General features: G+C 74.6%; 9 protein-coding genes. 1 reads left to right on the top strand and 8 read right to left on the bottom strand.

Annotated elements, in window-relative coordinates; all coding sequences use genetic code 11:
* Window positions 1–114: 114 nt before the first annotated feature.
* Window positions 115–519: a globin gene (locus ACZ6RC_RS01420; RefSeq protein WP_453614450.1), complete on the bottom strand. Its 405-nt coding sequence runs from the start codon at window positions 517–519 to the stop codon at window positions 115–117.
* Between the two features lie 114 nt (window positions 520–633).
* On the opposite strand from ACZ6RC_RS01420, the gene ACZ6RC_RS01425 reads away from it, so the two are divergent.
* Window positions 634–1,614, top strand: a complete 981-nt coding sequence (locus tag ACZ6RC_RS01425; protein WP_469578577.1) for a methyltransferase domain-containing protein — start codon at window positions 634–636, stop codon at window positions 1,612–1,614.
* A gap of 15 nt (window positions 1,615–1,629) precedes the next feature.
* Here ACZ6RC_RS01425 and ACZ6RC_RS01430 read toward each other — a convergent pair whose 3' ends face one another.
* From ACZ6RC_RS01430 to ACZ6RC_RS01460, 7 genes are all read right to left on the bottom strand, one after another.
* Window positions 1,630–2,832, bottom strand: a complete 1,203-nt coding sequence (locus ACZ6RC_RS01430) for an FHA domain-containing protein (RefSeq protein WP_469578579.1) — start codon at window positions 2,830–2,832, stop codon at window positions 1,630–1,632.
* 44 nt (window positions 2,833–2,876) lie between these two features.
* Window positions 2,877–4,223 (bottom strand): vWA domain-containing protein, encoded by a 1,347-nt coding sequence (locus ACZ6RC_RS01435; protein ID WP_469578581.1) that lies wholly within the window; start codon window positions 4,221–4,223, stop codon window positions 2,877–2,879.
* A gap of 173 nt (window positions 4,224–4,396) precedes the next feature.
* On the bottom strand, window positions 4,397–5,992 hold the full coding sequence (locus ACZ6RC_RS01440; protein ID WP_469578583.1) for a PP2C family serine/threonine-protein phosphatase: 1,596 nt from the start codon (window positions 5,990–5,992) through the stop codon (window positions 4,397–4,399).
* A gap of 2 nt (window positions 5,993–5,994) precedes the next feature.
* On the bottom strand, window positions 5,995–8,688 hold the full coding sequence (locus ACZ6RC_RS01445; RefSeq protein WP_469578585.1) for a serine/threonine-protein kinase: 2,694 nt from the start codon (window positions 8,686–8,688) through the stop codon (window positions 5,995–5,997).
* The gene (locus tag ACZ6RC_RS01450) at window positions 8,682–9,980 is read right to left on the bottom strand and encodes a coiled-coil domain-containing protein (RefSeq protein ID WP_469578587.1); all 1,299 of its coding nucleotides are present in this window, start codon (window positions 9,978–9,980) and stop codon (window positions 8,682–8,684) included. The genes ACZ6RC_RS01445 and ACZ6RC_RS01450 overlap by 7 nt, the downstream gene beginning before the upstream one ends.
* Window positions 9,981–9,995: 15 nt before the next feature.
* Window positions 9,996–11,048: a glutamate ABC transporter substrate-binding protein gene (locus tag ACZ6RC_RS01455; protein WP_469578589.1), complete on the bottom strand. Its 1,053-nt coding sequence runs from the start codon at window positions 11,046–11,048 to the stop codon at window positions 9,996–9,998.
* Window positions 11,049–11,059: 11 nt separating this feature from the next.
* A complete protein-coding gene (locus ACZ6RC_RS01460) occupies window positions 11,060–12,481 on the bottom strand; it encodes a hypothetical protein (protein ID WP_469578591.1) in 1,422 nt (473 codons plus the stop codon).
* Window positions 12,482–12,548: the final 67 nt, after the last annotated feature.

Here is a 12,548-nt window from a genome sequence, read left to right on the forward strand (position 1 = left end):
CTTTCAGAGTGCACGGGGGCTGGAAACCGCTTGCACCGGGACCTTGACTGGATCGTGACCGTTATCCGGAGCGCGCGCTCCGGAATGCACGACCCCGACCCCGCGCCCCCGCGCTCACTCGGCGGTGTTCACCATCGACGCGGCCGCGTAGGTGAGGTAGTTCCACAGCTGGTGCTCGTGCTCGGGAGCCAGGGACAGCTCGTCCACCGCCGCGCGCATGTGCGTCAGCCAGGCGTCGTGGGCCGCCCTGTCGACCGTGAACGGAGCGTGGCGCATCCGCAGCCGGGGGTGGCCGCGGTTGTCGCTGTAGGTGCGGGGGCCGCCCCAGTACTGGATCAGGAAGAGGACGAGCCGCTCCTCCGCCGGGCCGAGATCCTCCTCGGGGTACATCGGGCGCAGCAGCGGGTCCCCCGCGACGCCCTCGTAGAAGCGGCGGACGAGGCGCCGGAAGGTCTCCTCGCCACCCACCTGCTCGTAGAAGGTCTGCTCCTGAAGCGTGCCGCGCGGAATCTCGTTCACCGTTCCATCGTCTCAGATGCCCCGGCCGAGGACCGGAGGTCTAGGTCCTTCCGTTCGAATCACCCCGGGCTCGCGAAGCCTGCGCGCACGCGCGCCGCGCAGGAGAGTGGAGGCATGGGAGCGCAGCGGGATGTCTTCGCCGAGGACGGCGCGAGGGCGCGCCGGGCCCTCGTGCGGGAGATCGAGGCGTACGGCGTGCTCCGCGACCCTGCCTGGCGCGCCGCCTTCTCCGCCGTGCCGCGCCATCTCTTCGTCCCCTTCTACTACGTCGCAGGAGCCGCCGGCTACGACCGCCTCTGGTCCGGCCACCCCGACCCCGGGCGCCGCGACCGCTGGCTGCGCGGCGCGTACCGGGACGAGCCGCTGGCCACCCGCGTACGCGACGGGGAGCTGGTCTCCTCCTCCAGCCAGCCCTCCCTCATGGCGCAGATGCTGGAGGCGCTGGAGGTACGGGACGGGCACGACGTCCTGGAGATCGGCGCGGGCACCGGCTACAACGCCGCCCTGCTCTGCCACCGCCTCGGCGACGGGCACGTCACCACCGTCGACCTGGACGAGGAGATCACCGAGTCCGCCCGCACCCATCTCGCCGCCGCCGGGTACGGACCGGCCGTGATCACCGGCGACGGCGCGCGCGGCTGCCCCGAGCGCGCCCCCTTCGACCGGGTCGTCGCCACCTGCACCCTGCCCTCGGTCCCGTACGCCTGGCTCACCCAGTGCCGCCCCGGAGCCCTCGTCCTGACACCGCTGTCCACGGGCCTGGCGCTGCTGCGGGTGCGGGACGGCGCCCACGCCGAAGGACGGTTCCTCGCCACCCCCGCGTACTTCGTCGCCCTGCGCGGCGGCAACGCCCGCTTCCCGCCCGCACGGCCGACGGGGCTGCCGCGCCAGGCGTACGAGGACGACCGGTTCCGCTTCCTGTTCACGCTGGCCGAGGAGAGCCTGGACACGCGCGAAGCGCTCTCGCTCTGGCAGCGCGAGGGGCGGCCTGAGCGGGAGCGCTTCGGGGTGACAGTCAGCGAGGGCCGGCAGTGGGCCTGGCTGGACGACCCCGCAGGGCCGTACGCCTGGCCACTGCCCGGCGAGCCTCGATGACCTCCGGACGACGACCTAGCCGCGCCGGATGGTGATCGTCGTCCAGGCGCCGACGTGCACCCGGTCGCCGTCCTGCAGCGGGACGGGCACGTAGGGCTGGATCGGTTCCTCGGCGCCGTTGATCGTGGTGCCGTTGGTGGAGTTCTGGTCCACCACCGCCCACGAGCCGTCCGGCTGCTGCACCAGCACCGCGTGCTGGTGCGAGACGCCCGGGTCCTCCGGCGGCACCGACAGGTCGATGTCGGGGGACTCGCCGGTGGACTGCCGGCGCCGGCCGATGCTGATCTGGTTGCCCTGAAGGGGCAGATGCTGCTCGGGCGAGTACGCGGGCAGGTTCAGGCCCGAGGCCTCCGGGCCGCTGCGATGCATCATCGCCATGAAGTACTCACGGTCCGGCCCGACATACGCCGACCAACCCATCGGCTGCTGTTGTTGCTGTGGCTGCTGATGTTGCTGGTACTGCTGCTGCGGCGGCTGCTGCTGGTACTGCTGTTGCGGGGCCTGCTGGTGCTGCTGCGGCGGCTGCTGGTGCCCCTGGGCGTGTGAAGGCGGCGGCAGCATCCAGTCGTCGTCCGCCCGGCCGGGCGCCTGCGCCGGCGGAGCCTGCGGCGGGGCCTGCTGGAACGACGGCGGCGGCCCCTGCTGGAACCCCTGCGGGGCCTGCTGCTGAGGCTGCTGCTGGTGGTGCGGGGGCTGTTGCTGGTGCTGCGGAGGCGCCTGGTGATGCGTCGGGTCGGCCGACAGCGGTTCCGCGGGCCGGTTCATCTGCGAGGGCCGCGAACCCTGGTACTCGTACGGATCCGGCTGCCGGCTCGGCGGGCCCTGCTGGAACCCCTGCGGCAGGCTGATCCCGGGCGGCGGGCTCTGCTGCTGCGAAGGCGGAGCCATCGGCGTGTAGGAGGTCGCCGAGTTCGTGAGGAAGTTCCAGCGGCACTCCTCGCAGAACGGCGCCATGTGCTCACGCGGAGTACGGCACTGCGGGCAGAGCTCTGCCTGGGCGGTCGCGTTCGGATCGCCCCCGGATCCGAAGCCGCCGGAGGCGGGCGGCGGCCCACCGTGGCCACCGGGCGCCGAGGGGCCGGGATAGCCGTAGGCGGGCGGCGGCGGGGGAGGCGGCGGTACGGCACCCGCCGGCGCACCCGCCCCGGCCATGCGATGGCCGCAGACCTCGCACCAGTCGTCGGAGACCGACTGGTGTCCGTTCGGGCAGGTCGGCATGTCGGTGCTTCCCCCTCTCGTCGTCCGGCTCCCTGGCCGGCGGGCTACTTCTTCACGCGAACGGTCTTGGTGGAGCGCGTCTCGAGAGTCATCTCGTCCGCTTCCGCGACCTTCGCCTTCAAACGCACAGTACCTGTCGCCGCGTCCACGACGTCCACCACCTTCGAAAGGAGTTTCGCAGTGTCCGCGTTGCCGGACGCCGCCGCCAACTGCACGGCCCGGCCCAGCTTCGCGGTCGCGCCGTCGTGGTCGCCGGACTTGCGGGCGTCCAGCCCCTGCTGGATGACCCGTGCCAACTCGGCCTGGCCGGTGTAGTGGGCCACCTGTGGATTGATGGACGTCGACATGGCCATGTCGTCCGTCCAGACCGCGCGTACGAGCCCCTGGGAGAGCGTGCGCGGGGCCTCGCCCGTCTCGTCCGGGACGATCAGCGAGACGCGGGCGGCGAGCACCTCCTGCCCGATCTGGGCCTGGGGGACCCGGACGCAGACGTGGTAGTCGCGGGACTCGTCGCCCCACGAACCGGTGGGATAGTCCCCGGCGCGCGGGCCGGCCTCGGTGCGCCGGCCGGTCAGGTCCTCCACCGTCGGCGCCACCTGCTTCACGTACGTGATCTCGACCCCGACCGGCGTCCACAGGCGCAGCGCGACATCCGCCACCTCCTTGCCCATGGCCCGCTCCATCATCGTGGTGAAGTCGGCGGCCAGGCCCGTGGGGTCGGCGACGATGTCGGCCGTGCCGAGCAGCGCCGAGGCGATGCCGGTGACCTCCTTGACCTCCCAGTCCGTGCCCACACCGCGCGCGTCGCAGGTGAAGCGTCCCGCGCAGGCCTCCAGCGCGGCCCGCAGGTCCTCCGGCGACTCGTGCTCGTTGCGGCCGTCGGTGAGCAGGATGCCGTGCCGGATCGACACGTCGGCGGAGGCCAGCAGCCGGTCCGCGAGCCGCAGCCAGGTGCCGATCGCCGTGCCCCCGCCGGCGGTCAGCCTGCGCAGCGCCTCCTTGGCCTGGGCGCGGGTGGCGGCGTCGGCGACGGCGAGCCCGCCGTTGCCGGGGTAGACCTCGCTCGCCACGTGCGTACCGGCGACGACGGCGAAGGAGGTGCCGTCGCGCAGGGCGTCGACGGCGGCGGCGGTCGCCTCCCGGGCGCCCCGCATCTTGGCCGGGGGATAGTCCATCGAGCCCGAACAGTCGACCATGATCACCACGGCGGCCGCGCCCCCCTGCCCGGGGCCGCCGGGGCGGGCGTCCATGAGCGCGCTCCCGCTGGTGCCGCCACCGGTCGAGGTGACCGTGACGATGGCGCTGACCTCGCGGCCGCCCTCCGGCAGGAACTCGTTCTGGTACACGTCCACCGAGAACTGCGGCACGGTCGACTTGGAGAAGTTCGCCATCTGATTCGGCTCCTCGACAACAGCGGGAACAACAGCGTGGAAGCGCGGGACGTCGCCACGACGGGCGGGGGCGCGGGTCGTGTCGGGTCACGGCGGGCGGGCGGCGGGACGGGTGGTCCGGGTGGACGGGGACGAGGCTGTCGGGGGCGCGAGGTCGGGGAACGGCGGACCGCTCAGGCCGATCCTGCCCCTTGCGGCGGGACGTCGAACGGGAGGAGCGCCACTGTTACGTTGTCGTGGCCCCCGCCGTCGAGCGCGTGCCCGACCAGCACCTGAGCCCCGTGCAGCAGCCGCCCGGCCGCGTCCGGCGGCACGATCCGGGCCATCTCCTCGGCGCCCTCGGCGTAGTTCCAGAGCCCGTCGGTGCAGACCACGACCACCCCGGGGCGGTCCGGTTTGAACGCGGCCGTGTGCGGCTCCAGTTCGTACGCGTCGGCGCCCAGCCAGCCGGTGATGGCGTGGGCGCGCTCGTCGGCGTACGCCTCGGCCTCGTTCATCAGACCGGCGGCGACCATCTGCGCGGCCCAGGAGTCGTCCTGGGTGAGCCGGGCCGGCGGGGCGGAGCGGTCGTCCGGCACCCAGTAGGCCCGGCTGTCGCCGACCCAGCCGACGATCAGCAGCCCGTCGGCGACGACCGCGCTGACGATCGTGCACGCCGGGGCGTTCTGGTGGCGGTGCGGATCGTGCTCCATGGCGTCCCGGCCCTGCTCCTCGGCCAGCGCGTCGACCGCCTCGGCGGCGGCGACGATCGCGTCGTGCATGGCCTGCTGCGGGTGGGTGCCCCGGGGCAGGGCGGCGAGCAGCGACCGGCCGGCCGCCTCCGCCGCGGCGGCGGAGGCCTCGTCGGGGCGGGTCGCCGAGGAGACGCCGTCGCAGACGACCGCCAGGGTGGCGGGGGAGCCGTCGGGCAGGGCGGCGACGGCGAGGGCGAAGGCGTCCTCGTTGCGGTGGTGGCGCAGCCCGCGGTCGCTGACGGCGGCGACCGTCGACAGCTCCTGCTCCATGTGGTCGCGCTCGCGCGGCTGGGCGTGCCCGCAGTTCTCGCAGTACCCGTCGGGATCCACGTGCCCGGCCCGGCACGCCACGCACACCCTGCCCCCGCCCGCGGCGGCCGGCCGCGGAGCCGGCGCGGCCGCCTCCGCGGGTGCCTGCGCGGGGAGGGGCGGGGCGGCGGGCATCGGCGGCACGGGCGGCTGCGCCGCGGTCCGCGGGTCCGGCGCCGCCAGCGGGAAGTCCCCGTCGGCGGAAGCGGAAGCGGAGGGCGAAGCGGAAGTCGCGGCGGGCGAGGCCGACGCCGGGGCGTGGGGCGCGGGCGCCGCGCCGGCGAGGGCGGCCAGACCGTCGCCCGAGGTGGCCGCCGCGTGCGGCCCGTCCGTGCGGACCGGGATCGTCGGCAGGTCCCTGGCAGGGGAAGCGGAAGCCGGGGCGGAAGCCGGCGAGGCCGCCGCCTCCGCCGCCGCGACCGGCGCGCCGCGGTCCGGGGTCCCGTGCGGAGGCGTCTCCTCCGTCAGGTCGTGACCGCCCGAGTCCCGGCCCGGCAGGTCGCCGGGGTGCTGGGTCGAGGTGGAGAGCGCGTACGGGTCCCGGGGCGGGGGGTCCGGCCAGGCGACGGGCGTGCCGATCGCCACCGTCGGACGGTCGGCCCCCGGCTGCGAGGCCGGCACGAACGTCAGGTCGTAGCCACACGCTCCGCAGAACCGGTCGCCCGATTCCAGGGGTTCCGCGCAGCCGGGGCAGGCGGAGAGTTGCTGCTGGGGTTTCTGGGACATACTCACACCCACGTCCGGGGACGGAAACGGTTGGCCCGCTCCACCAGTTCGATCCTCTCCTCGCCCTGCTGAGCGAGCCGGGCGAGCACCCGGTACGAACGCTCCAGGCCGAAGCGCAGTCCGCGCTCGTCCAGTTCACTGCCGAGCAGCCGCGTGCCGCCCGGCGCCGCTCCGGGACTACCGGAGAGTACCCAGTCCAGGGCGGTGCCGAGCACTTCCGTCGACAACCGCTCCCGGCGCACCGCGTCGAGACCGAAGCTCCGGAGCGCGGAGACCTGCGCCGCGGCGGCCGTGAGGTCCTGCCCGAGCGGCTCGTGCGCCGGGCGCCGCCGCAGCCGCGCCCGCACGGCCGCCACCCGGGCCGCGGTGTAGTGGATGGACGCCTCCGGTACGGACTCCAGGGTGTGGACGGCCCCGGCCCGGTCGCCGGCCGCCAGCCGGACGCGGGCGAGCCCGAACGCGGAGCTGACGAAGCCGGGGTCGGTCGCCCACACCAGGCGGTAGTACTCCGCGGCGTTGTCCAACTGGCCGAGCACCTCGGCGCAGATGCCGAGGGCCAGCTTGGGCGCGGGCTCCCCGGGGAAGGCGTCGTAGACGGCGTCGAAGGACAGTGCGGCGTTCCGGTGGTCGCCGGTCACCAGGGAGGCGACGCCCCGGTACCACACCACCCGCCAGTCGTCCGGGTACTGCTCCTCCAGGGTGGCGAGGGCGAGCCCCGCGGAGCCCAGGTCGCCCATCTCAAGCCGTGCCCGCAGCTCCCGCAGCCGCAGTTCGAGGGAGGGCGCGGGCGCGGTGTGCAGGGCGCCGAGCAGCTCGGCGGGCGCGGAGGCCATCAGACCGGCCAGAAAACCGGCGTTCGGGTCCCCCGGGTCGACTCGCGGCACGGGGAGCGCGAGCGCCGCGGACCGCCCGTCGAGCGGCCGCAGGAACGGTCCCTCCCCGGGGCGTACGCCGCCGGAAGCAAGCTCCGGACCGCCGGGCGCCGCGACGACGGCGCCCCCGGCCCGCGGCCCCGGACCGACGGCCGGAGCACCACCCGCACCAACCGCGCCACGGGACACAGCCGCGCCACCGGACACAGCCACACCACCGGCACCAACCGCCCCACCGGACACCGTCGCGCCACCGGCACCACCCGCGCCGCCGGACACCGCCGCGCCGGCCGTCACGCCCGCCCGTCCTCCGCGCCGCTTCCCCCGGGTGTCCCGGGCGCCCAGCGCCGAGACATCCTCCGCGAGTTCGGCGAACAGCTCGGTGTCCGTGACCCGGACCTCCGTGCCGAAGAGCGTCGACAGCGCAGGTCGGGGCCGGCCCGACTGCAGGGCCACGACCTCGCGCAGGACGCCCGTCAGCTGCTCGGCCATCTCCTGCGCGGAGGCGAACCGGCGGGCCGGGTCGGGATCCGTCGCCCGGACCAGGAGCCGGTAGAAGGACTCGTACGTCCGGAAGACCTCGATGTGGTCCGGCTCCGGCAGCGAGTCGACGAAGACGTTGGTGTACCCCTGGAAGTCGAAGGTCAGCACGGCCAGGGTGCGCGCCACCGTGTACAGGTCGCTCGCCACCGACGGGCCGACCGCCGCGACCTCCGGCGCCTGGTAGCCCACCGTGCCGTAGATCGCGGACTCGTCGTCGTCCATGCGCCGGACGGCGCCCATGTCGATCAGCTTGAGCTGGTCCTCGGTCTGGATCGCGTTGTCGACCTTGAAGTCGCAGTAGAGGAGGTTCCGGCTGTGCAGGTGGCCGAGCGCCTCCAGCGCCTCGATCCCGTACGCGCAGGCCTGCTCCACCGGCAGCGGGTCGCGCCGGCCGTCCGGGGTGCGCCGGTCGTTGGCGATGTCCTTGAGCGACTTGCCGCCGACGTACTCCATGACGATGTAGCCGTCCAGGGAGCCGGTGCGCTGGTCGAGGTGCTCGACGAAGTTGTAGATCCGGACGATGTTGGCGTGCTCGATCTCGGCGAGGAAGCGGCGCTCCGAGATCGCTGCGGCCATCGCGTCCTGGTCGCCGGTGTCGAGCAGGCCCTTGAGGACGACCCAGCGGTCCGAGACCGCCCGGTCGACGGCCAGATAGATCCAGCCGAGGCCGCCGTGCGCGAGACAGCCGGCGACTTCGTACTGCCCGTGCACGACGTCCCCGCCGCGCAGCTTCGGTACGAAGGAGTACGGGTGACCGCACTTGGTGCAGAAGCCCTCCGTCCGGCCCGGCCGGTCGCCGCGCGCACGGCCCACCGGGGCGCCGCAGTCCGAGCGCGAGCAGAATCGCTTCCGCTCGGGGACCTCGGGGTTCTCCATCACCGCGCCGCGCGGATCGGGGCGCGGCACCTCGGGGATCGACACCAGGCCCGCGCCAAGGCGGTTCCGCCCGGACTGGCCGGTCGACGAGCCGGAGCTGCGCACCGAGACCGAGCGGGCGGTGCCCGCCCCCGAGAGACCCTGCGAGAGGCGGCCGGATACCGACCGCCGGGACGTCGAGGAGCGTGACGAGCGGGAGGAGGCGCGCGAGGAGGCGCGCGAACCGCTCCGGGAGGATCCGGAGTCCGCGCCGCGGCCCGCCACGGCCATGCCGGTCGGCGTGGCCTGGAGCAGTCCGCCGGGCGCGACCACCGGGGCGAGCCCGCAGGTGCCGCAGTACAGCTCGCCGCCGCCCATGTCCTCGTACGAACCGTCGCACGAGGGACGCTGACAGGTGCTCACCACTGACTCCCCCTGGCTTCTCCGGGACCGGACAGGACCTCGGCCACGGCCTGCTGGTAGCGCAGCACGGCCTGCTCGGCGACGCGCAGGTCGCACGGCGCGCTCCACAGCATCCGGCGGGCCGCGTCGTACCGCTCGATCAGCAGCGGGTCCTCCGCCGCGCCCAGCCGGGCCACCTTCGCCTTGTACGCGTCGAGCCGGCCGCGCAGTTCGGCCCGGACGGCGAGCGGCGCGGTGACGGCGGTCAGGGACTCGCGGGCCCGCATCAGCTCGTCCTCGGCCTCCCGCTCCAGGGACTCCAGGAGCGGGGACAGCCGGTGCCACCGGGCGTGCCTGCGGTACTCGGCGGCGGTCGCGAGCCGTTCCTGGAGCGCCGTCGGGGGACCGCTGACGGCGGGCACCTCCGAGGCGGCGATCTTGGCCAGGACCTCGCCGCGCGCCGACCGCGCCTCGGCCAGCGTCCGGTCGGCGCGCGAGAGGACGTCCCGCAGCCGCAGCAACCGCTCCTCGGAGTCCTGCCGGACCGCGAGGACCGCCTCGATCTCCCGCCGGACGTCCTCCAGGGCGAGCGCCGCCCGGTCGTACCGCACGGTGTCGGGCCGGCCGCCGCCCGGCGCCGAACTGCCCGCGGCGGGCCGCCAGAAGGACAGCGGGTCGGTGACGACCTGGGAGCGCAGCGCGGTCAGCTCGGCCGTGATCGACTCCAGCTCGTCACCGGCCGGATGCTCCCCGGGCCGGACGCCGACGGAGTGCGCGAGCGAGCGGGTGCGGCCCAGTTCGGCGGCGAGCAGGTCTATCCGGGCGGGCAGCGCGGACCAGACGGCGTCGGCCGTCACGATCACGTCGAGCGAGGCGGCGTACAGCTCGTTCATCCGGTCGACCAGGCGCTCCAGGGTGAAGCTCTCGGAGAGCCGGGCCGGGCCGGAGACCGAGTCGGGGAGCCGCTGCTGCCCGTCGGAGAGGTGCACGCTCTCGCCGCGCAGCCGGTCGGTCAGCTCGGCCAGCTCCTCCCGTCCTGGCCAGCGGCGGCGGGAGCGCACTTCACGGGCGCCGTGCACGGCGGCGGTGTACGCGTCGAAGTACGTCCAGAGCCGGGTGATCGTCTCCTCGGTGGTCTGCCAGCGCTCCCGGGTCGCGCCGGTCAGCTCGGCCCCTTCGAGCAGCCTGCGGCCCGCGTGGTCCTGGAGCGCGAGGAGGGAGTCCTCGATCGCCTTGTGCTCCGCGCCGAGCCGCGCCAGCGCACGGTCCACCTCGTCCCGGTCCATCACCGGCCCGGGGGGTCCCGTGACGCCCATCGATCACCTCTCGCTCTACTTGTACTTCGGTGCGGGCGGCCCGGTTATCCCGGGCAGGTCCGCCTTCAGCCACTTGTCGTACGCCGCCGTCCAGGCGCCGCTCTGGCGGTACTGCACGAGGACCTGGTTGACCCGGCGGACCAGGTCGTCGTTGCCGAGTCTGGCGGCGACTCCGTAGTACTCGGTGGTGAACGGCCGGCCCTTGAGCTCGACCGCCGGGTCCTGGGCGGCCTGACCGGCCGCCAGGGCGTTGTCGGTGACGACGGCGTCGACCTCGCCGAGCTGGAGCCGGGCCAGGCAGTCCAGCTGGTTGGGCACGGTCAGCAGGTCCTTGTCGGCCTCGGTGCCGTCCCCGTCGTCCTTGAAGACGGCGCCGAACGAGTTCCGCTCCAGGGCTTCGTAGGCCGTGGAGCCCTCGGCGGTGCAGACCCGCTTGCCGCTCAGCGAGGAGTCGTAGCCGGTGATGCCGGGGCCCTTGGGGGCGAGGACCTGCTGGCCGGCCTGGAAGTAGGCGGTGGAGAAGGCGACCTGCTGGATCCGCTTGCAGTTGATCGTCATCGTGCGGACGACGAGGTCGACCTTGCCGCTCTCCAGGGCGGCGATCCGCTGGTTGGTGGGTATGGCCCGGAAGACGATGCCGTTCTCGTCGCCGAGGATGTCCTTGGCGATCGCCTTGGCCAGGTCGATGTCGAAGCCTTCGAGGGTCCGCTTGTCGGGGTTGCGGTAGCCCCAGCGGTAGCTGTTCTGGTCGACGCCCACGACGAGCTTCCCGCGCGCCTTGATCGCGGCGATCGACGGTCCGTCGGCGCGGGAGGGGGTGAGCGAGGCCTCCGGGTTCTCGCAGGTGTCCGCCCGGACGGGCACCCCGACGCCGACCCCGGGGCTGGTGGCGGTGGAGGCGCCGGCCTGGTCGCCGCCGCGCGCCAGCGGCAGCAGGGTCAGCGAGGCGGTCAGGCCGCAGGCCACGGCCATCGCCGCGACCCCGCCCCAGCCGCGGAAGCGGGCCAGCGGGCGCCGGCCGGGGCCGGCCGGGCCGCGCGTCCTCGTGCCGTCGACGCCGTTGTGCATCCCGCCCCCTCTCACCGGTACTCCGACAGCCTGCGGTTGATCCCCAGCACGGCGCCCGCCGCGCCCAGCACGCCGAGCCCGGCCGCGCCGAGCGGCAGCGCGCCGAGCGCGCCCCGGGCGCCTTCGGCGGCGCGGGTGAACTCGGCCTGTTCGTGGGCCAGGGCCCGGCGCAGGGCCGCGTCGACCTGGTCGAAGGAGTGTCCGGTGGACTCCCGCGGGTTCACCACCCGCAGCCGGGCGCCCTCGAAGTCGCCCGCGTCGTCCTTGGCGCGGGCGTCCTTGTGGTGCCCCTGCCAGGCGGCCGTGCGGTCGGCGGCCTCGGCCAGCGGGTCCCGTCCGGCGTCGTCGTCGGCGAGCTCCCGCGCCTCGGCGAGCGCCGTGGTCAGCCCCGCCATGCTGGTGGCGTAGTCCGTCTCGTACTTGTCGTTCTTGCCGTCCTCGGTGAGGACGGCGCCGCGGGCGACCAGGGTGAGGATCTCGTTGGCCCGCGCCTTCAGGGAGTTGATCCGTGCGGTGTTGAGGACCTGGAGCGAGTCCTGGCCGTGGTTCCTGGCCTCGTCGAGGCCGGACCGGGCGACCGTGTGACCGGCGGCGAGCCAGAGCAGCACGGTCAGGGAGGCGGCGGTCGCGACGAGCAGCCCGTGGTTGAGGACCCGGTTCGTACGGGTGTAGTGGCGGCGCTGCGCCCAGAGGAGGGCGGCGAGGGCGAGGAGGCCGAGCGCGAGGGAGAGCAGCGGCCGGTCGCGGGCGTCGGTCTCGTCCCGGTGGAGCCGGGCGGTCTCCAGCTCGTACAGCCGCTCGGCCGCCGGGAGGAGTTCGGTGGTCATGTGCTGGTTGGCGTAGCGCAGATAGGCGCCGCCGAGGGGGAGGCCCTGCCGGTTGGCGGCCCGGGCGCGCTCGATCAGGCCGGTGTAGCGGGGCAGGTGGGCGTTGAGCGTGGCGATCGCGCGGCCCGATTCGGTGGAACCGTCGGTGCTCGCGGCCGCCTTGACGAGGAGCCGGGAGGCGGTGGTGATGTCGTCGGCGTACCGCTTCAGGTCCTCGGGGGGCTCCTGGGCCCCGGCGAGGAAGGCGCTCGCGGCGGCGGTGTCGGCGTCGGCGAGCGAGCGGTAGATGTCGGCGGCGTCGGCGCTCAGGGGCTGGCTGCGGCTGACGACGTCGTCGGCGGAGGAGGCCCGGTCGGCGACCTCGAAGGCGGTGACGGTGCCGAAGGCGACGACCAGCAGGGCGAGGACGGCGCCGAGGATCCGCAGCCGGCCGGGCTCGGTGGTCGCGGCCTTGCGCAGCCGTGCCGTGGCCTCGTCCCAGGGGCTCGGGCAGGCGGGCGGCGGGGCGGCGGGCGCCATCGACGGCTGCGCGGGCACGCCGGGATCCGGCCGCGCGGGCGCGAGGCCCGGAGCCGGGGCGGCGGGCGCGTTCGGCGGGTATGTCACGTGACCTCCCCCATGGTCGACGACGGCTGCCCGGCCAGCAGTATGGCCTCAGGGGCCCCACCCGCAC

The sequence above is a fragment of the Streptomyces sp. NPDC048353 genome (genome assembly GCF_055587165.1).